This is a genomic window from Pseudarthrobacter sp. SSS035, assembly GCF_023273875.1.
GTDB lineage: Bacteria > Actinomycetota > Actinomycetes > Actinomycetales > Micrococcaceae > Arthrobacter.
The window spans coordinates 807,270-824,849 of record NZ_CP096882.1 but is presented as its reverse complement, the minus strand read 5'-3'; the positions used below and the strand labels follow the sequence as shown (position 1 = coordinate 824,849).

Sequence of the window (17,580 nt, the reverse complement as noted above, 5' to 3'; positions counted from 1 at the left end):
GAGGAGTGTCAACGAACGGGGATACCCTCTGTGAATACCGCGGAGGAAGAAGAATCCATGGGCACAAGAACAGACACAAAAACAGTTGAGGCAGTTCTCCATGACGGCTCAACCATCCCCGTTACGGTTCAGGGAGACGGACCCGGTGTCCTCCTGCCGGTCAGCCTGGCCCTGCACACGACGGCGGAAGCGGAGACGCTGCGCCAGTGGGGCGGGGACCCGGCCCTGGGACCAAACCTCATCAACGGGCTGGCACCAACCAACCGGGTTATAGCCGCGGACTACGAAGCGCACCGTATGGCCCACCCGGCGCCGCAGACGCTCAGCCCGGGGAACATCGCGAAGGATCTGCTGGCAATTGCCGATGCCGCCGGCGTCGACCGCTTTGCCTACTACGGTTACTCCTGGCTGGCGCTGAGCGGCCTGCAACTGGCACTCCGCACCGACCGTCTGCGGGCGCTCGCCATGGGCGGGTTCCCGCCGCTCGAGGGCCCGTACCGGAGCATGCTGGCTGTCACCCGCGCCGCGCATGCCATGTCCGTGGAAAAGGCCGGCGAACCGGCCGGCGAACCGGCAGGCCCGGTCCAGGAACCTGAGCCGGGCGACTGGGATTCGGTGTCGGTCCGGACCACCGAGGCGCAGACGCAGCAGTTCGTCACCCTGTACGAAGCGCTGCAGGACTTTGACGATTCCGTCGCAGTGCTCCCGGCGGACCTGCCCAAACTCGCGTTCGCTGGCTCCGAGGACCAGATCGACTACAAACCGGTCTGGGGCGGCGTGCGGGTGTCCATCGGGGAGCCCCTGGCGAGGCATCAAGCGGCCCTGACCAAGGCCGGGTGGGACGTCCGCGTCCTGCCGGGCCTGGATCACCTGGGTGCAATGCACAGTACCGTGGCACTGCCCATCCTGGCCGGCTGGCTGCAGAAGACCGGGTGGGTGAAGTAGCTAGGCTGGGGCCATGGACTTTCTCATCAGGCAGGCCACTCCCGAGGACGCTGAAGCCGTGGTGCAGATGCACACCCTGGCCCACGAGGAGACCTATGGTGACCGGCTGTCAGCGGACTTCTTCCGCACGCGGAGGGCCAGCATTCCCGAACGCGTGGAACGCCGTCGGCCATTCCTGGCCGGCAGCGACCCGCGGATCATTGCCGTGGACGCCAACCACGACGTGGTGGGTCTCGCCGACTCGGGTCCCGCACGGGATGAGGACGGCCCGGAGGCGCTGGAACTGTATTCGCTGTACACACTCCGGCGGACGCACGGCAGCGGGCTGGGGGCCGCGTTGCTGAGCGCGGCCATCGGTGAAAGCCCGGCGTATCTCTGGGTGCTGGAGAACAATCCCCGGGCGCAGGCCTTCTACGTCAAACACGGCTTTCGCCCTGACGGCACGCGCGGCCAGCTGCCACCCGAGTGGGAAGAACTGCCCGAAATCCGCATGGTCCGTCCGGTGCGGGCCCGGTCATGATCATGCGGACAGGATCCTTGCCCGATAAGGCGTCACTACCGCGCTGGGCCAGGATCGCCGTCGCCTTATATCTGTCCGTGACGGTTGCCATTGTTGGCGTGGCGCTCCTCGCCGGATCCTTCGACCTTGATCTGGATGAGACGGTCCGGGAGTGGCTGATGCGGTCCTTGGTGTTCCTGACGCTGCCCGTTTCGGCGGCGTATTTCGCCGTGGTCTTCTTCCTTGATTCCTCGGGTCCGCCGCCGCCGGGCGGGTTGAGGCCGACGACGGTTATCTACTACCTGGGATTCCTCGCCCTTGCGGTGGTCAACGCAGCGCTCTTCCGGTGGATGGTCCTGAGCATCCGGAAGCCGGTTCCAGCCGCCGCCACGTCCGCCGCCACGCCTGTGGCTGTGCCTGCCGCTGTGCCTCAGGTTCTGGTCGTGACATTTCACGGGGTGGTCACCCGGAACGTCCGGCACCTCTGGTGGACCGTGCCTCTCGCTGTCCTGCTGAGCTTTCCGCAGTGGCTCGTGGCGGGTCTTGCCTGGTGCGGGATCAGCGGCTGCAGCGGTGGAGGCTTCGGCGTGTCCACCGGGACCGAATGGTTGGCGGTCACCATGAGCGTGGTGAACGGGTTGATTCTCGCGGTGGCTGTTTTTGCAGTGCGCTGGTTGTATCCCACGCGGAGGCGCGCCCTCGTTGCCCTGGCGGCCGGAACGCTGTTTGGGCTTCTGGGGGCTGCAGTCACGCACGGCTGAGGACGGCGTTCACCGGGGCGCGGGTTTGCCTTGACGCTCCCCGAGGGGTTGAGGAACATGGGCGGTATCGGCGCAGCCTGCCCGTCCGAGCTCACGCGCCTCCCGACCCACAAGGGACGTGCTGACATGTCGGAACCCGCCAAACCCGGTTCAGTGAAACGCCTGCCGCCGCCCCGGCGCTTGCTGGTCCTGGCCGCCATCCTCGCTGTGATGCTGACCGGCTGCACCGGATCCCCAACCGCGCCGGTGCAGACCACCCAGGCGGCCGTGAAGTACAGGACCGGCCTGGAGGATTTCAGCAGGCGGATGCTGGACCTCGGGGCTCCGGCCGTCCTGATCGAGGCGCGGATCAACGGCGATGTCTGGTCACACGCCGGTGGGGTCCGCAGCCTGGGCAGCGCAGCACCGGCTGAAGCCTCGGATTCCACGCATATCGGCAGCGTCACGAAATCTATGGTGGCGGTTTCGGTGCTCAAGCTCGTGGAGGAAGGCCTCGTGCAGTTGGACGATGCGGTGGCGAACCACCTCCCCGAATTCGACAGCCTGGTGAATCCCCGGGGCGCCGTCACGGTGGCACATCTCCTGCGGCACGAAAGTGGAATCCCCAGCTACGAGGAGGAACTGTTCAGCTCCCGGCCCATCCGCCAGGCGTTGACGCAGAAGTTGTCGCTTGGTGAGAGCCTGGCCTTGTCAAAAGCCATGCCATGGGTGCGGACGCCCGGCAGCGGCGCGGACTACTCAAACTCGAACTACCTCGTGCTCGGCCTCATGCTGGAGCGCCTTCACGGCCGGCCTCTGGCCGAGATCCTGCGAAACGATGTGTTTGAACCACTGGGAATGAAGGACACGCATCTGACAGGCACCGGCACGCCTCCGTCCACCATGATCCACGGCCAACTAGAAGTTGACGGCGAAGGGCTGGACTCGGCCTATTTGGGTGCAATCGTGGGCAACCCCGCGGGCGGCGTAGTCTCGACTGTCGGTGACCTGAACACGTTCTACGCCTCGCTCATGGAGGGGCGGCTCCTGAAACCGGCCACCGTCCAGCAGATGCAGCTGGCCCCTTTCGGCTTCTTCGGAATGGGCCTGCTGCGATGGAAGGACGTCTGCGGTGGCTCCTACTACTACGGGCACGGCGGCGAGTGGGCCGGGTACCGGACCACGGTGGTTACCAGCGCGGACGCCAAACGGCAGGTGGCAATTGCCATTACGTACCCGCCGGAATCGTGGGACCCCGCGGCATACAATCCCGACAATCCTCTCGGACCGGACGCGCTGTACAGGGCCGCGCGGACGGCACTCGATGTCAAATGCTAGTGCGGTGACCTTAGGCATAAGCCATGGGCTAAAACGGCGGCTGAACGGCCCTCGGCAACGCCCGCAATCGTAGGTACGGTTGCGTCATGCAAAAGATATCGATTGAGGCTTTGGCCCGCCAGCAGATCACTGCCGCTGTTGCGGCGCCCAGCGGGCGGGCAGCCGATACAGCCTTCGGCGGGCATGAGAAGAGACTGCGCCAGACTGTTATGGCATTCCGTGCCGGCACGCAGCTCAGCGAGCACCAGAACCCGGGCGAGGCCACGGTCTACGTGCTGAAGGGATCGGTCTGGCTGCGGGCTGGCGGGGAGTCGTGGCAGGGCAAGGCAGGGGATCTCCTGATCGTGCCGGACGGGCTGCACAGCCTGGAAGCGGAAGAGGACTCGGCGGTGCTGTTCACGGTGGTCAAGACCGACCGGTAGCGCGGGGCTGGTTTACTGGCAGGTGAGTCGAGAGAAGGAGCACCCATGTCCGGTTTGCCCGCATCACCGAAATTACGGGTGAGTCTGCCCAGCCAGAACCTGGTGGACGCGCTCGAGCCGTCCGCCGGCGTCGAACTCTTCCTGTGGGACCTGACCGGCCCGGCGCCGGCGGAGTACCTCGACATTGTGGTGCCGCCCTACATGGGCGGGGTAGGGGCGCTGGCTGCGCTGGGCTCCGTGGACGTCCGTCTGGTGCAGAGCCAGCTGATCGGGTACGACGGCGTCGCGGCGGTTCTGCCCGCGGGGTGCCTTTTCGCCAACGCAGCCGGAGTGCATGAGACGTCGACGGCGGAACTTGCGTTGGGCATGATCATCGCCAGCCAGCGGGGAATCCCGGACTTTGTGCGGCATGCGGCGACGGGAACCTGGGACCACCGCGAGCGCCCCAGCCTGGCCGACAGGCGGGTACTACTGGTGGGTTATGGGGGAGTGGGGAAAGCGATTGAGGCCCGGCTGCTGCCGTTCGAGACCGAGGTGACGCGGCTGGCCAGCCGCGGCCGCGACGATGAGCGCGGCAGGATCCACGGGATTGATTCCCTGTATGAGCAGCTGCCGCTGCACGACATTGTGGTGGTCAGCGTTCCGCTGTGCGAGCAGACCCGGCACCTGGTTGACACCCGCTTCCTGGCGGCGATGCCCGACGGCGCGCTCCTCGTGAACGTGGCCCGCGGGCCGGTGGCGGATACCGAGGCCCTGCTGCGCGAGACGTCGTCCGGCAGGCTCCGGGCCGCCCTGGACGTGACGGACCCGGAACCGCTGCCGCGCGATCATCCGCTGTGGACCGTGCCGGGTGTACTCATCACCCCGCACGTGGGCGGGGCGAGCTCGGCCATGCTGCCGCGGGTGGCGCGGCTGATCCGGAAGCAGATCGGGTTGCTGCAGGCCGGGCAGCAACCGGTGAACGTGGTGCTGGGCGGGGCCGCCGGGCGGTAGCTGCCCTGGGGCCTCAAGTGTCCGTTCGCGCGAGACGACATCGGGGGCGAGCCGTGTCTTTGGCCTTTTCTCCAACGAATTGCGCCTAGCATGACGCTGGTAGGCGCATCCACTATCTCCGAGTTGAAGGCCAGAGGCCCGGATATCCGTGACTTACGGAATGCGGTCCGATTGACGGGTGCCATGCCGCCCCACTGAATTCCTCACTGATTTCGCAATCCCGAGGAATCGCACAAATTTCGCGGTGCCGGACCTTCATCTTCAAAACACCTAAGGATCCAATGCGCAACCGCTATCTAATCCCTGCCCTGACCGCCGCAACAGCACTTATGCTGTCGGGTTGTGTGGACAACAGCGCCCCGGCGGCGGCGGATAAAGCGTCTTCTTCCGCGGACACCGCAGTCCAGAAGAATGAGGAACTTGCGGTTTTGCTGCCGGAGAAAATGAAGTCCGCGGGCGTCCTGAACGTGGGCATGGCCAACAATTACCCGCCCAACGAATTCAAGGACGGCAACGGCGCCCCTGCAGGCTGGTCGGTGGACCTCACCAATGCGTTGGGTGCCTCGCTCGGGCTGAAGGTCAACTTTGATATCGGCACGTTCGACAACATCCTCCCGTCCGTCAAGGCGGGCAAGGACGACATGGGCATGTCGTCGTTCACCGACACGCTGGAACGCGAAAAGCAGGTGGATTTTGTGAACTATTATTCGGCGGGCATCCAGTGGGCGGCGCCGAAGGGCAAGACCGTGGACCCGGACAACGCCTGCGGACTCAAGGTTGCCGTCCAGGCCACCACGTATGAGGACACCCACGAGGTGCCGGCCAAGTCCAAGGCGTGCACGGACGCGGGCAAACCCGCCATTGAAATCTTCAAGTACGACGCGCAGGACCAGGCGACCAACGCACTGGTGGTGGGCCAGGTGGACGCCATGAGTGCCGATTCGCCGGTGACCCTGTACGCAATCTCGCAGACGAAGGAGAAGCTGCAGACCGCCGGGGATGCCTTTGAAGTGGCGCCCTACGGGATCCCGGTGGACAAGGGGAGCGAGTTCACCCCGGTGCTGCAGAAAGCACTGCAGGCACTGATCGACGACGGCACCTACAACAGGATCCTGTCCAAGTGGGGCGTGGAAAGCGGCGGCGTGAAGACGGCGGCGCTCAACGTGGCGTCGTCGGCCAAGTAACCAGCCGTGACTCTTCCCAAACATGCCGCCGTGGCGCGGCCCAACCCCGCAACCGGCGGAACTGAAGCGCAGGGGGACGCCATTGTGGCGGTTCCCCTGCGCCACCCCTGGCGGATCTCGATCGCCGTCGTCCTCGTGTTCCTCCTGGCGCTGTTCATCGTGGATGCCTCGCAGCGGCCGGACTACGGCTGGGCGGAGGTGGGCAAGTACCTCTTCGACCGCCGGATCAGCCAGGCGGCCTGGGTGACCCTGACGCTCACCATCTACGCCATGGCCGGCGCCATCGTCCTGGGGCTGCTCCTGGCCATCATGCGGCTCTCGCCGAACCCGGTGGTCAAGAGCATCGCCTGGCTGTACCTGTGGATCTTCCGCGGGACCCCGGTCTACGTCCAGCTGGTGTTCTGGGGCATCGTGGCGCTTATCTACCCCGTGTTCACCATCGGGATACCGTTCATGACGCCGTGGATCACCATTCCCAACGACGTGTTCGCCAACCTCTACGTCACCGCGGTGATCGGACTGGCGCTGAATGAGGCCGCCTACATGTCCGAGATTGTCCGCGCGGGGCTGCTGTCCGTGGATGAGGGCCAGGAGGAGGCGTCGACGGCGCTCGCCATGTCGTGGGGCCAGACCATGCGTTACGTGGTGGTTCCGCAGGCCATGAAGATCATCATTCCGCCCACGGGCAATGAGGTGATCTCCATGCTCAAGACCACCTCGCTGGTGGCGGCCATTCCGCTCAGCATCGACCTCTACGGGGTGTCCCGCGGCATCTCCGCCGTGACGTTCACACCGGTTCCTCTGCTCATCGTGGCGTCGATCTGGTACCTCCTGTTCACGTCCGTCCTGATGGTGGGGCAGCACTTCATCGAGAAGCGTTTCTCCCGCGGTACCGGACGGCGGCAGGCGGGACCGGCGTCGGAAAGTGATCCTGGGGCGGCGGCAGCGACTGCTGCGCCACTGGGCAATGATTTGGGAGGCAGGGGATGAGCGCTACTCCGATGGTGACCGCGGACCGGATCTCCAAGAGCTTCGGTTCCAACAACGTGCTCCGCAGCATCAGCCTGGAAGTCCAGGCCGGCGAAGTGCTGTGCATCGTGGGGCCCAGCGGCTCCGGCAAGTCCACGTTCCTCCGCTGTATCAACCACCTTGAAAAGATCGACGCCGGCCGCCTCTTCGTGGAGGGGCAGCTGGTGGGTTACCGGCAAAAGGGCGACAAGCTTCATGAGCTCAAGCCCAAGGAGGCAGCGCTCCAGCGCCGCGACATCGGCATGGTGTTCCAGCGGTTTAATCTCTTTCCGCACATGACGGCGCTGGAAAACATCATCCAGGCGCCGATGCGGGTCAAGCGCATTCCGAAGGCCAAAGCCACCCTGCGCGCGAGGGAGCTGATGGAGCGCGTCGGGCTGGGGGACAAGGCGGATCACTACCCGGCGCACCTGTCCGGCGGGCAGCAGCAGCGAGTGGCCATCGCCCGGGCGCTGGCCATGGATCCGAAGCTGATGCTCTTCGATGAACCGACCAGTGCCCTGGACCCGGAGCTGGTGGGCGAGGTGCTGGACGTTATGAAGGAACTGGCCACGAGCGGCATGACCATGATCGTGGTGACCCACGAGATGGGCTTCGCCCGCGAAGTGGCGGACTCCATCGCCTTTATGGACGGCGGCGTGGTGGTTGAGTCGGGCCCGCCCCGCGAGCTGCTGGGCAATCCCCAGCAGGACCGGACCAAGGCGTTCCTCTCAAAGGTGCTGTAGGCGCCGGGCCGCGACGGCAGCCGGAAGACCCCGCGGGGCTTACGCCGGCAGGTAGGATCGGAACACTGCCGCAGGGCAGCCAAGGTTTTGGGGGAACCTGTGAAGAACTTTCTGATGCACCGCGCCGCCGGCGATCCGCGAGATCCGCGAGATCCGGGCGAACCGGGCGGGAACGCGAAAACTTTTCTGCGCGCAGGGGTGGCGTTGCTGGCCGCGGCCGGGCTCCTGCTGGGCCCCGCCGTCGTCGCTGTTCCGGCGTCCGCTGAAGACGCGACGGCGACTGGCCCGGCGGTGACTGCCCCGACCGTCACCGACTCAACCGTGATCGACGCCGGCATCCAGCCTTTGGGCGTGGCGGCCGCGCCGGACGGCACCCTGTACGTCAGCGATTACCACTGGGCGGGCGGCATCAGCGTCTTCCAGCCCGGCGAAACACGCGCCTCCCGCACTATCAAGGTGGGAGGTTTTCCCTCGTCGCTGGCGGTGACGCCGGACGGGACCCTGTATGTGCGCCAGTCGACCGAGTCCGGGCAGGCACAAATCGGCGTGGTGGCCCCCGGGGCGGCCGAAGCGGGCTTTGCGATCGCGGTGAGCCCGGGCGCTCACTGGCTGACGGCGGGACCGGACGGATCGCTCTACGCGACCAACCCGGCTGAAGGGACCGTGTCGGTGGTGCCGCCCGGCGGTGTGTGGACGGAGCGCTCCATCCTGGCGGGGCCTTACCCGGTGGAGGTGGCCCTGGCGAAGGACGGAACGGCGTACGCCACCAACGAGTACGAGGGCACTGTCACCGTGGTGCCTGCCGGTTCGCCGAGCCCCTCCCACACCATCACCGTGGGCGCGAAGGACCACCCGCACGGGATTGCTGCTGCGCCGGACGGAACCGTCTATGTGGCAAACATCCTCAGGAATGACGTGGCGGTCATCGAACCAGGCGGCACCACGGTGGCTCGCCGGATCCCGGTAGGAGAGGCGCCGCAGGAGGTGGTGGCCGGTCCGGACGGCACGGTCTACGTGACCAATAGTGTTGACAACACCGTCTCGGTCATCCCTCCGGGCGCCTCGGCCGCGGCGGAAACAATTCCCACCGGTGAGGACCCCGGCCGCATGGCTGTCCGGGCCGACGGCTCAGTAGTGGTGGTCAACAGGGGCGGCAGGTCCCTGACGGTGATTGCCGCTTCCGGCGCGGGTGCGCCCGCGCCCGGTGCCGGAATGTCCGACGGCGGGGAGTCCCGCGCGGAGTCCCCGCGGTCCGGCGGAGGTTCTTCAGCCGGCGGTACCACTGGCGGAGCCTCCGGGCCCGGACTTCCGGCCATTGCCGCCGGGGCGGCGGCGCTGTTGCTGGGCGGTGCCGGTGCCCTGATCGTAGTGCTGCGGCGACGACGACGGGGCAGTACCGAGACGCCTGCCTGGACCTTCAACTAGCGTCCGGTTGAGGTCGGCCTGCATGACGCCGGCCTGGATGACGCCGGTCCGGACACCTTGGCGCTGGTCAGTGCGGTGACCGCAGTGGCCGGCCTCATCGCCTTCATCGCCCTTGCGGCTCCCCAGATCACCCGGCGGCTGGCCCGCACCGCCAGCATGCCGCTGGGCACCACCGGTGTGGTGGGCGGGGCGCTCCTGCTGGCCGCGGACCTCGTCTCCCAGCACGTGGTGCCCTTCACCGTTCCGGTGGGCGTGGTGACCGTGGTGATGGGCGGGGCCAACCTGGTGTGGCTCCTCCTGCACGAATCCCGGCGGTGCCGCTGAGCTGGTGACTGGATACGCGCGGGAGGCGAGGAACGCCGACCGTTTCACTCCGCAGAATCTCTCCGATACGAAGAACCTGGGAGTAACTCCGGCGTCCGCGGACGGACGGACGCGGAGGGGTAAGGCCATTCTGGTTCATGACGACCAGACTTCCCGACTCACCTCCCAGCAAGTCTCCGCGAACCACTCCCGGCTATCTGTCCGGTTCCTCTGGCCGCCGGTGTCTGTGGTGCAGCTCGTAGCTGTCGAACACCGCGGAAGACGTTGTTCCTGAATGGCCGAATTTGCCGCGAAGGACCTCCGCGAGGTCGTCCAGCGCCGCGTGCAGCATCCGCCCGGCGAACTGGAGTTCAGGGCTTTCGCTGCGTTGGGCCTCGGACGCCAGATGGTGGGCGTAGGCAACCGTGGCCGGCAGGGAACCCCGCTGCTCCACTTCGTGGAAGTAATAGGTTTCATGGAACGAAAGCAGGTCTATGCTCACGGAAGCCACGTTTCCGGCCATGGATTCCAGCAGCCCGGCCGCGTGCCCGGGATCCAGCGAAGATACGCCCGCCGAACCTGCCGCCTCCCTGAACAGGTTCAGCTCGTGGGCAAGGGCCCGGCGGCGGCTGAGGGCCGGGTAGGTCTGCAGGATCCAGGAGACCGTTGCGGTCAGCAACCCGAATCCGGTGACAGCCTGCAGGGCGACCACCAGCCTGAGCATCGGATGCCCCGGCACGATTTCACCGAACCCCACAGTGGAAAGAGTGACAAGGGAGATGTAGAGCGCTTCGGCAAAGTCGCCCCGCTGGGGAACGTCCACTCCGTAAACAAAGCCTTCCGGCAGATGAGGGAGGTACAGCAGCGCCCAGCCGATGGCCGCCAAGCCGGCCCAGGCGCCTATGACAGCGGCCATGGCCAAGGGTGCTGCGATGGTGGAGCCCCGGCCCCGGAGCCTTTTCGACAGCAGCCAGAATCCCCGCATGATTGTCCGGCCCACAGGACCGGAACCGTGCGGATAGAGGAGTGTGTGAAAGACGTCGACGAGCATCAGCAGAATCAGCCCGGCACCCAATACCGTCCAGAGCGCGTCCTCGAAGTCCATGCCTCATCTTAGGGGCGGCACTGCTCCGAACGGGGACGCTCAGGCGTCCTTCGGTTGGCCGCTCACCGGAGACTCGCAGGGGAGTATGGCGGCGGCACGCCGGATGTGGCTACGCAGCGCTGGAAGCGCTTGACTTCGTGACGGTATCGCTGACGACGGCGATGTAGTTGTTGATGGCGTCGCGGTTGCGGGTGAGGCAGTCGATTCGTTGACTCATCCGGTCACGCTGTCCTTGTAGGACGGCCAGCAGTTCGGGGGTGGCGTCGCCCGGGTGGATCGTCGGTGTTTTGTCGACGCAAGGCAGGATCTGTTTGATGATTTTGGTGGGGAGCCCGCTGTCGATCAGTCCGCGGATCTGGTTCACCCGGTTGATCAGGTACTCATCGTATTCGCGGTAGCCGTTGGACAGGCGCCTCGGAATGAGCAGTTCCTGTTCTTCGTAATAGCGCAAAGACCGCGCAGGGGTGTCCGTCACCTTCGCGAGCTCTCCGATGCGCATGTATACCCCTTGCTTCCGCAGATCCAGAATGGAATTTGACCTTCACACTAGTGTCAACCATTCACAGTAAGGTTATGACACAAACTCAACCCTACGCCCCGGGCCGAACCAAACGCTCCGGCAGCCTTCCGCTGGCGGGTCTGCTGGCCCTCGCAGCAGCCGGATTCATCACCATCATGCTTGAGACGCTGCCAGCTGGAATCCTTCCGGCCATGAGCAGTGACCTCGGGGTCTCCGAATCGGCGGTCGGCCAAACCGTCACCGTCTTCGCAATCGGATCCATTGCAGGCGCCATTCCGCTCATCAGCGCAACCATGGGGTGGCAACGCCGGAAACTGCTGCTTCTGGCCATCACCGGATACGCCCTGACCAGCATCGCCACGGCCATCTCGGACAATTTCGTCCTGACGTTGGTAATCCGGTTCATCGCCGGCGTTTTCGCCGGGGTGTTGTGGGGAATCCTGGCCGCATATGCACGGCGCATGGTCACGCCTGAGCACTATGGACGGGCTATCACCATCGCCTTGGCCGGGACCCCGGTAGCCCTCGCCATCGGCACACCTGCCGGAACCCTTCTCGCCGGCCTCATCGGGTGGCGGTTCACGTTCGGCGTCATGGCCCTGGCCGCCGTCGCGTTGATCGTCTGGGTACTCGTCGCCGTGCCGGACTTCGCCGGCCAGTCCAAAGGCGAACGGACTCCCGTTGGCCGCGTCTTCTCAGTACCCGGCGTCGTGCCCGTCATCATCGTGACACTCCTGTACGTGATGGCACACAACGTCCTCTACACCTACATCGCATCCTTTCTGGCACCTGTGGGAATGAGCGACAGCGTCAGTGCCGTGCTGCTCGTCTTTGGCGTCGCATCTCTTATCAGTATCTGGATCACCGGCATCCTCATCGACAGGCACTTGCGGGTCCTCCTGATCGCCAGCTCCGCTCTGTTCGCCCTGGCTGTGCTCGCCCTCGGAGTCCTGGCGGCGCTGCCGGTGGCCGTCTTCATCAGCGCAGGGCTGTGGGGCCTCGCGTTCGGCGGAGCGGCGAGCCTGCTGCAGACCGCGGCCGCCGACGCGGCGGGACCCGCCGTGGACTTGGTCCAGTCGGTTATGGTGACCGGCTGGAACATCGGCATCGCTGGCGGAGGGATCATCGGCGGGCTCCTGCTCGGCGGTTTGGGAGCCTCTTCGCTGGGGTGGGCAACCTTCGCACTCCTGATCGCAGCACTCATCATGGTGGTCACCGCACGCAAGCACGCCTTCCCCGCATAGCGCCATATTTGTCGTTTCAATCCCGGGAGCGCCGCACCGGTGCTCCCGGGCAAGTGCAAGCTTTCAGCGGGTTTCCCGATAGCGCACGCGGGTGACGAGGCTGGTGCCGCTCACTTCCGTCGGCTCGAGCGTGAGGTTCGCGACGCCGTCGAGCAGCCGTTCGCCCGCGCCCAGAATCAGGGGCGCGGTGTGGAGCCGCAGCTCATCGATCAGCCCCGCCGATAGGTATTGCTGGGCGGTCTTCGCTCCGCCGGCGATGGCCACGTGCGGGCGGCCGAAGGCCAGGAGGTCTGGAACCAGACCCTGCAATGGTTGCTCGGCGACGACCTACTGGTTCCCCCGGTAACCCGGGAGGGGTCGCGGTCCTGGGCAACCTACCTTCCGGCCGGCGACTGGCTGCCTGGAGGGCTGTGGGCGACGGTCGCAAACTGCCGGAGGGAAACGTACGACGGCCGGCACTTGCCGTTGCGATCCCCTCGCCGGGGTTTTCGTCGTCTCAGTTGCCGGGGCGCGCCCTTCGGCGCAGTGCGTCGATGGTGGTCTCCGGCGAGGTGTTGAAGCAGGACACGATGCCGGGGACTAGCTCGTTTAGCAGGTTGACGAGGTGCTCGAACAGCAGGGTATGCTCCCCGGCCATTCGCACACCCGCGCCGATCATCGCCACCTGGACCGGTCGGACGGCGAGGCATTCGCGGACCATCTTTTCGGCCTCATCGGGGTCGGCTGAAACCTGGCACGGCACGATGTCGAACCCCGCCTCGCGCATGGCCGCCTCGCCCGCCGCGATCCGGGTCGACAGCATCTCCTGGGTGATCTCCGGGTAGCGGCTGAGGTCGACAGCGCTCGGATGCAGACCGAGCGACAAAACAGTGTCCCCCATCGATTTACCTTTCGTCGTGGAATGGCTCCACCCTATCTCCAGGTCCGCAGGGCGTGGGTTACCATGTGGTGGTTTCGCCCTGCATGATTTGCCCAACGTTGCTCAACCGGACTCCGCGCTGACAGCGTTGAAGACGAACCACCCACACCTCATCGTGAAACGAGACGCTTGCATGGGACTGTTCTCCAGGAAAACCACCACCGATCCATACCTGCCCGAGCTGAGTGTCAAACAGGCTGACAAGCTGCGCGAGCTGTCGATCGCCGTGCTAGGCCGGCTGGGTGTCTCCGGGGCAGCGGAAGGGGATCACCTTTCCGTGACAGAAGACCGCAAGTACGGACTTTTTGCCGTGGCACGGAAGGCCGCGGCGCTTCCCGAACGGGATTGGAAGGGCATGGTCGAGCAGCACTTCAGCGCAGTCATCAGCGGTGACGCTGGCGGTTCCGACGTAACAGCAGAGGAACTGCTGGGCCGGGTCTACCCCAAAATCATCTCCACTGAAACTCTGGCCCGTTCACAACAGAATGATCCCGCCCGTTACGCCTACGCCCGAGACGTGGCCATGGTCTCCCTCCTAGTGGCGCTGGACTCCCCGGAGTCCGTCACCTACTTGGGCGCACCCCAGATCGAAGCTGCCGGCGGGGCAGATATCGTGTGGGACGCTGCGCTGCAGAATCTGATCGCCCAGGGGCCAGGCCAGCCAGCAGACATGAGCCTCGACGAAGGATCCTTCCTGATCTTTGAAACAGAATCGGTCTACCAGGCATCATGGCTGGCCTACCCGGACAGGCTGGTTGAACTGCTCGGCTACAAGGCCGGACCGCTCGGGGCGTTGCTGAGCATCCCGGCCACCAACATCCTTTGCCTTCATTTGGTCACCGAGGCCACGAGCATCACGGACATTTCGGCGATGATCAAGGTCACGGGAATCATTCAGTCCCAGCATCCGTCCGCGCTCAGCCCGCCGCTGTACTGGTGGGATTGCACTACCGTGCAGCCCATTTCCGGTCACGACGGTGAAAGCGTCCACCTGTTCGTCCCGGAGGAACTCGCCAGCATCCTCTAGCTACGCTGGCGAAACTCGGAATCGGACTTTAGGCGCAAGACCTATCGGCCTGACTTGACATACCAATAGGGGAGCCATCTCCTTCTGGGCAGCACGTGTCGACGGCACTGATGCCGCAGCATTCGTCGGGGTCGCTTGCCGCGTCCACGCCCTGGCCGGCATGACTGACGACGCAACACACGTCTCCGCGCCAGGCATTGATGCCTTCCCGGACGGCGATGGCGGCGATGACCAGCGCGGCCCCGGCGTCGGCCCACCACCAGCCCAAAGTGCTGTTCAGGACCAGCCCCACCAGCAGGACCGCTGAGAGGTACGTGCACAGAAGCGTCTGCTTTGAGTCGGCCACCGCGGTCCGGGAGCCCAGCTCGCGCCCCGCGCGGCGCTGGAGCCAGGACAAGACGGGCATGATGGCGAGGCTCAGGGCAGCGATAACGATCCCCGGCGTTGAGTGCTGTGCTTCCCCGCCGCCCGTGAGGGCCCGGACGGCATCAACGGCGACGAACGCGGCGAGGGCGAAGAAGGACACCGCGATGATCCGCAGGGTCAGGTGCTCCCGGCGTTCCGGGTCGTTGGCGGAGAACTGCCAGGACAACGCCAGGGCGGAGGCCACCTCGATGACTGAATCCAGCCCGAACCCGATCAACGCCGAGGAATCCGCGACACCGCCGGCCCAGAGGGCTACGACCGCTTCAATGAGGTTGTACGTGATCGTCGCCGCGGCGAACAGCCGGATCCGCCGAGTCAGGACCGCACGGCGCTCCGGCGCCAGCGGGTTCAGTAGCGCCGTCATGCCAGGCACGTTCCGTCCGGCGCGCAGCAGGCCGGATCCACGGCGAGGACCACTCCGATCAGATCCCTGACCGCGTGGCCCAACCGGGCATCCACAAGCTCGTACCGGCTTCGCCGCCCGTCAGGGACAGCGACCACCAGACCGCAGCCGCGCAGGCACGTCAGGTGGTTGGACATGCTCTGCCGCGAAACTTCCAAAGTGTCGGCAAGATCGGACGGGTAGGCCGGCGCGTCAGCAAGGGCCAGCAGAATCCGGGCCCGCGTTGGGTCCGAGACTGCGTAACCGAACCGTGCCAGTACCGGTGCATGAGCGAGCGTTTCCATACGAATAAAGTACATCCAAGGATGTATTCACGCAATTGTGTACTGAGCCGGTTCCGACACCAGGCAGGGTCGTCTTCGAATCCACCGCCGGACCGGCGCTGAGTGGCCGTATTTTTGATCCCGGAGCGATGTCATCCTGGACGGACACGATGGTCGAATTCCAGTCCGCGTACGTTGCTGGGAATTCCAATCTGCGCGTCGCACTGTGCCCGCCGCTGCGTGAAGCGGCGGCGGACACCGGACTGATCTATTAGGAGTTGGGCCTACATGCCGGGGATGTGCTGGGCCTCGTGGACCTCGATTTCGCTGCCCGGCATGTTCAGGTGCGGGTGCTGCTTGGCGAGTTCCAGGGCTGCCTCAGCAGTCTCGGCTTCGATGAGGCTGTATCCGGAGACCTCGAGCTGGCTCGGCGCGGTGGCTCCGCCGGGCGAAACGCGGACGCCGTTGGCCAACGGGGTTCCGAAGTCGATCAGCCCGTCGCCCACTTTGGCACCCCAGGCGTTCCATTCCCCCATGGCGGCTTCCATGTCTTCCGGTGCCGGCGGCGCGGCCTCGGCGGGTGTCATCGGGGAGTGGTAGATGAAGAGAAACTTGGACATTTTCGTTCCTTCTTTCGTGATTGTTGTTTTGTTGTTGCGGGGATCAGGCGGTGACAGTCCGGCCGGTGAACGCAATGAGTCGCTCGAGGCTGCCGGCGGTCTCCGCCACAGGCTGGGCGGGCGCGAAGCTGCCGCCGGAGCGGACCTGCTCGGAGATGGTCACCACGGCCAGGCCCTCTACATAGTCCGTGACGACGTCGGACACTGCCAGGTTCTGGCCGCTTGCCTTCGCGAAGTCCCACGCGTGGACCAGCAGCTCCAGGTTCAGGATGCTGGCCACCATGGTGGCGGGGAGTTCGGCGAAACCCATGTCGATGGTGCCGTCAACGCCGCGGCGGGCGAACGCTTCCAGCGTGGGCTGGGCAAGTTCGGCGATGCGGACCTCGGGGGCCGCATCGGCGCGGTCCGTAACGTCGGCACCGAGGGCAGTTCCGATGTTCTTCAGCGACCCGGCCAGGTGCTCAAGGAGTTCGTGGGCAGTGAAGTCCTCACACGGCGTCGGCTTCTCACGGTCTTCCGGGGTGAGCTTGCGCAGGACACCCAGGAGGACTGCAAGCGACGCGTCGGCGGAGATGAGGTGGTCGATGGGGTCCGGAGCGGCCGACCATTCGTCCGGGCCCGCACCGGCATCCGACGACGCCTCGGCGACCAGACGTCCCAGGAAGTGGTTCCAGCCTTCGGCGTGTGCTGCGGACTGCTCGGGCGTGAGGCCCTCATGCACCAGACGCAACGACGTGCCGCCGTCGACGGGCTCCAGAGTAATGGTGACCGTGGACGCACCAGGCGGCAGGTCCGTGGCGGACTCCCAGCCCCAGGTGAACACGATGCGCTTGCCCGGCTCGATCTCCTGGAACGTCCCCGCGGCGTGGTGGCCCGGGACGATGGTCCAGCGGTACTCGCCGCCGACCCGAAGGTCCACCCGGGCGGCCACAGTCTTCCAGCGGCGCAGGCGTTCCGGCTGCGTGATCAGGGCGAAGGCCTCGTCAGCGTCGACGGGAAGGTGGATGGTTTTATCGAAGCTCATCTGAGCGGTCCTTTGTCTTGAAGCGAAATACCTATTGGGGTGGTGCAGAGTCCGGCCGGTTGAGGTTCCCGGCCAGCTCGGCGGCGTCCGCCGCCAGCAGATCCAGTTCGTCCGTCCAGAACTGCTCGACCAGCGCACGGAGCCGGCCCATGCCCTCGGGATCGAGCCTGTAGTACCGGTTCCGCCCTTCCTTGCGGGCAGCCACCAAGCCTGCCTGCTCCAGCAACAGCAGATGCTGGGAGACGGCGGAACGGCTGACCGTGAAGTGGGCGGCCAGCTCTCCCACCGACTGTTCCTGGCCAGCCAGGAGGTGCAAAAGCCGACGCCGGTTCGGCTCCGCAGCGACCTCCAAGGCATCCAACACACCTAATACGTTAGTAGTCACTAACGCATTCGGCAAGTAGCTCGGCAAGACGTTTTACTTCG

Annotated in this window: 23 protein-coding genes; 14 read left to right on the top strand and 9 right to left on the bottom strand. The window is 65.6% G+C overall.

The window, feature by feature from the left end; translation table 11 throughout:
- The first annotated feature begins 57 nt into the window (after positions 1-57).
- The 11 genes from MUN23_RS03765 to MUN23_RS03715 all read left to right on the top strand — a co-directional run bounded on the left by MUN23_RS03765 (position 58) and on the right by MUN23_RS03715 (position 9,624).
- The gene (locus MUN23_RS03765) at positions 58-945 is read left to right on the top strand and encodes an alpha/beta fold hydrolase (RefSeq protein WP_248762181.1); all 888 of its coding nucleotides are present in this window, start codon (positions 58-60) and stop codon (positions 943-945) included.
- Positions 946-958: 13 nt separating this feature from the next.
- A complete protein-coding gene (locus MUN23_RS03760; protein ID WP_248762180.1) occupies positions 959-1,465 on the top strand; it encodes a GNAT family N-acetyltransferase in 507 nt (168 codons plus the stop codon).
- A gap of 2 nt (positions 1,466-1,467) precedes the next feature.
- Positions 1,468-2,205 (top strand): hypothetical protein, encoded by a 738-nt coding sequence (locus MUN23_RS03755; RefSeq protein WP_248762179.1) that lies wholly within the window; start codon positions 1,468-1,470, stop codon positions 2,203-2,205.
- A gap of 126 nt (positions 2,206-2,331) precedes the next feature.
- A complete protein-coding gene (locus MUN23_RS03750) occupies positions 2,332-3,522 on the top strand; it encodes a serine hydrolase (protein ID WP_248762178.1) in 1,191 nt (396 codons plus the stop codon).
- Positions 3,523-3,608: 86 nt separating this feature from the next.
- Complete coding sequence (locus tag MUN23_RS03745) at positions 3,609-3,944, top strand: cupin domain-containing protein (RefSeq protein WP_248762177.1); 336 nt, start codon at positions 3,609-3,611, stop codon at positions 3,942-3,944.
- Positions 3,945-3,989: 45 nt separating this feature from the next.
- The gene (locus tag MUN23_RS03740; protein ID WP_248762176.1) at positions 3,990-4,937 is read left to right on the top strand and encodes a 2-hydroxyacid dehydrogenase; all 948 of its coding nucleotides are present in this window, start codon (positions 3,990-3,992) and stop codon (positions 4,935-4,937) included.
- 281 nt (positions 4,938-5,218) lie between these two features.
- A complete protein-coding gene (locus MUN23_RS03735; protein WP_248762175.1) occupies positions 5,219-6,121 on the top strand; it encodes an ABC transporter substrate-binding protein in 903 nt (300 codons plus the stop codon).
- 6 nt (positions 6,122-6,127) lie between these two features.
- Positions 6,128-7,111 carry an amino acid ABC transporter permease gene (locus MUN23_RS03730; RefSeq protein ID WP_371875973.1) on the top strand — a complete coding sequence of 328 codons (984 nt, stop codon included), beginning with the start codon at positions 6,128-6,130 and terminating at the stop codon, positions 7,109-7,111.
- A complete protein-coding gene (locus MUN23_RS03725) occupies positions 7,108-7,875 on the top strand; it encodes an amino acid ABC transporter ATP-binding protein (RefSeq protein ID WP_058929857.1) in 768 nt (255 codons plus the stop codon). Before MUN23_RS03730 ends, MUN23_RS03725 begins: the two co-directional genes overlap by 4 nt.
- Positions 7,876-7,974: 99 nt before the next feature.
- A complete protein-coding gene (locus tag MUN23_RS03720) occupies positions 7,975-9,300 on the top strand; it encodes a hypothetical protein (RefSeq protein WP_248762174.1) in 1,326 nt (441 codons plus the stop codon).
- Between the two features lie 57 nt (positions 9,301-9,357).
- Entirely contained in the window at positions 9,358-9,624 is a 267-nt protein-coding gene (locus MUN23_RS03715; protein ID WP_256468688.1) for an iron chelate uptake ABC transporter family permease subunit, read from the top strand.
- Between the two features lie 193 nt (positions 9,625-9,817).
- On the opposite strand, the gene MUN23_RS03710 is transcribed toward MUN23_RS03715, so the two are convergent.
- Both MUN23_RS03710 and MUN23_RS03705 read right to left on the bottom strand, forming a co-directional pair.
- Positions 9,818-10,708: a potassium channel family protein gene (locus MUN23_RS03710; RefSeq protein ID WP_248762172.1), complete on the bottom strand. Its 891-nt coding sequence runs from the start codon at positions 10,706-10,708 to the stop codon at positions 9,818-9,820.
- Positions 10,709-10,817: 109 nt separating this feature from the next.
- The gene (locus tag MUN23_RS03705) at positions 10,818-11,207 is read right to left on the bottom strand and encodes a MerR family transcriptional regulator (RefSeq protein ID WP_248762170.1); all 390 of its coding nucleotides are present in this window, start codon (positions 11,205-11,207) and stop codon (positions 10,818-10,820) included.
- A gap of 74 nt (positions 11,208-11,281) precedes the next feature.
- On the opposite strand from MUN23_RS03705, the gene MUN23_RS03700 reads away from it, so the two are divergent.
- On the top strand, positions 11,282-12,472 hold the full coding sequence (locus tag MUN23_RS03700) for an MFS transporter (protein WP_248762168.1): 1,191 nt from the start codon (positions 11,282-11,284) through the stop codon (positions 12,470-12,472).
- A gap of 63 nt (positions 12,473-12,535) precedes the next feature.
- Here the strand turns inward: MUN23_RS03700 and MUN23_RS03695 are convergent, their stop codons facing one another.
- Positions 12,536-12,781: a dihydrofolate reductase family protein gene (locus MUN23_RS03695; RefSeq protein WP_371875972.1), complete on the bottom strand. Its 246-nt coding sequence runs from the start codon at positions 12,779-12,781 to the stop codon at positions 12,536-12,538.
- Here MUN23_RS03695 and MUN23_RS23585 point away from each other — a divergent pair.
- Positions 12,737-13,030: a hypothetical protein gene (locus MUN23_RS23585; protein WP_371875971.1), complete on the top strand. Its 294-nt coding sequence runs from the start codon at positions 12,737-12,739 to the stop codon at positions 13,028-13,030. The two genes, MUN23_RS03695 and MUN23_RS23585, sit on opposite strands and share 45 nt — an antisense overlap.
- Here the strand turns inward: MUN23_RS23585 and MUN23_RS03690 are convergent.
- Positions 12,969-13,352, bottom strand: coding sequence for a hypothetical protein (locus MUN23_RS03690; RefSeq protein WP_248762167.1), 384 nt, complete (start codon positions 13,350-13,352; stop codon positions 12,969-12,971). The genes MUN23_RS23585 and MUN23_RS03690 overlap by 62 nt on opposite strands.
- A 172-nt stretch (positions 13,353-13,524) precedes the next feature.
- Here MUN23_RS03690 and MUN23_RS03685 point away from each other — a divergent pair, with 172 nt between their 5' ends.
- Positions 13,525-14,418 (top strand): hypothetical protein, encoded by an 894-nt coding sequence (locus MUN23_RS03685; RefSeq protein ID WP_248762166.1) that lies wholly within the window; start codon positions 13,525-13,527, stop codon positions 14,416-14,418.
- A 28-nt stretch (positions 14,419-14,446) separates the two neighbouring features.
- Here MUN23_RS03685 and MUN23_RS03680 read toward each other — a convergent pair whose 3' ends face one another.
- From MUN23_RS03680 to MUN23_RS03660, 5 genes are all read right to left on the bottom strand, one after another.
- Positions 14,447-15,208, bottom strand: a complete 762-nt coding sequence (locus MUN23_RS03680) for a cation diffusion facilitator family transporter (RefSeq protein ID WP_248762165.1) — start codon at positions 15,206-15,208, stop codon at positions 14,447-14,449.
- Positions 15,205-15,531, bottom strand: a complete 327-nt coding sequence (locus MUN23_RS03675; protein ID WP_248762164.1) for a helix-turn-helix transcriptional regulator — start codon at positions 15,529-15,531, stop codon at positions 15,205-15,207. Before MUN23_RS03675 ends, MUN23_RS03680 begins: the two co-directional genes overlap by 4 nt.
- Before the next feature lie 263 nt (positions 15,532-15,794).
- On the bottom strand, positions 15,795-16,130 hold the full coding sequence (locus MUN23_RS03670) for a hypothetical protein (protein ID WP_248762163.1): 336 nt from the start codon (positions 16,128-16,130) through the stop codon (positions 15,795-15,797).
- 43 nt (positions 16,131-16,173) lie between these two features.
- Complete coding sequence (locus tag MUN23_RS03665; RefSeq protein ID WP_248762162.1) at positions 16,174-17,154, bottom strand: TIGR03086 family metal-binding protein; 981 nt, start codon at positions 17,152-17,154, stop codon at positions 16,174-16,176.
- A gap of 31 nt (positions 17,155-17,185) precedes the next feature.
- Positions 17,186-17,539 carry a helix-turn-helix transcriptional regulator gene (locus MUN23_RS03660; protein WP_248762161.1) on the bottom strand — a complete coding sequence of 118 codons (354 nt, stop codon included), beginning with the start codon at positions 17,537-17,539 and terminating at the stop codon, positions 17,186-17,188.
- Positions 17,540-17,580: the final 41 nt, after the last annotated feature.

What these genes read in the sequence shown, in the direction of transcription:
- MUN23_RS03765 (WP_248762181.1), top strand. Translation starts at nt 58, where the DNA reads ATGGGCACAAGAACAGACACAAAAACAGTTGAGGCAGTTCTCCATGAC.
- MUN23_RS03760 (WP_248762180.1), top strand. Translation starts at nt 959, where the DNA reads ATGGACTTTCTCATCAGGCAGGCCACTCCCGAGGACGCTGAAGCCGTG.
- MUN23_RS03755 (WP_248762179.1), top strand. Translation starts at nt 1,468, where the DNA reads ATGCGGACAGGATCCTTGCCCGATAAGGCGTCACTACCGCGCTGGGCC.
- MUN23_RS03750 (WP_248762178.1), top strand. Translation starts at nt 2,332, where the DNA reads ATGTCGGAACCCGCCAAACCCGGTTCAGTGAAACGCCTGCCGCCGCCC.
- MUN23_RS03745 (WP_248762177.1), top strand. Translation starts at nt 3,609, where the DNA reads ATGCAAAAGATATCGATTGAGGCTTTGGCCCGCCAGCAGATCACTGCC.
- MUN23_RS03740 (WP_248762176.1), top strand. Translation starts at nt 3,990, where the DNA reads ATGTCCGGTTTGCCCGCATCACCGAAATTACGGGTGAGTCTGCCCAGC.
- MUN23_RS03735 (WP_248762175.1), top strand. Translation starts at nt 5,219, where the DNA reads ATGCGCAACCGCTATCTAATCCCTGCCCTGACCGCCGCAACAGCACTT.
- MUN23_RS03725 (WP_058929857.1), top strand. Translation starts at nt 7,108, where the DNA reads ATGAGCGCTACTCCGATGGTGACCGCGGACCGGATCTCCAAGAGCTTC.
- MUN23_RS03710 (WP_248762172.1), bottom strand. Translation starts at nt 10,708, where the DNA reads ATGGACTTCGAGGACGCGCTCTGGACGGTATTGGGTGCCGGGCTGATT.
- MUN23_RS03705 (WP_248762170.1), bottom strand. Translation starts at nt 11,207, where the DNA reads ATGCGCATCGGAGAGCTCGCGAAGGTGACGGACACCCCTGCGCGGTCT.
- MUN23_RS03700 (WP_248762168.1), top strand. Translation starts at nt 11,282, where the DNA reads ATGACACAAACTCAACCCTACGCCCCGGGCCGAACCAAACGCTCCGGC.
- MUN23_RS03690 (WP_248762167.1), bottom strand. Translation starts at nt 13,352, where the DNA reads ATGGGGGACACTGTTTTGTCGCTCGGTCTGCATCCGAGCGCTGTCGAC.
- MUN23_RS03685 (WP_248762166.1), top strand. Translation starts at nt 13,525, where the DNA reads ATGGGACTGTTCTCCAGGAAAACCACCACCGATCCATACCTGCCCGAG.
- MUN23_RS03680 (WP_248762165.1), bottom strand. Translation starts at nt 15,208, where the DNA reads ATGACGGCGCTACTGAACCCGCTGGCGCCGGAGCGCCGTGCGGTCCTG.
- MUN23_RS03675 (WP_248762164.1), bottom strand. Translation starts at nt 15,531, where the DNA reads ATGGAAACGCTCGCTCATGCACCGGTACTGGCACGGTTCGGTTACGCA.
- MUN23_RS03670 (WP_248762163.1), bottom strand. Translation starts at nt 16,130, where the DNA reads ATGTCCAAGTTTCTCTTCATCTACCACTCCCCGATGACACCCGCCGAG.
- MUN23_RS03665 (WP_248762162.1), bottom strand. Translation starts at nt 17,154, where the DNA reads ATGAGCTTCGATAAAACCATCCACCTTCCCGTCGACGCTGACGAGGCC.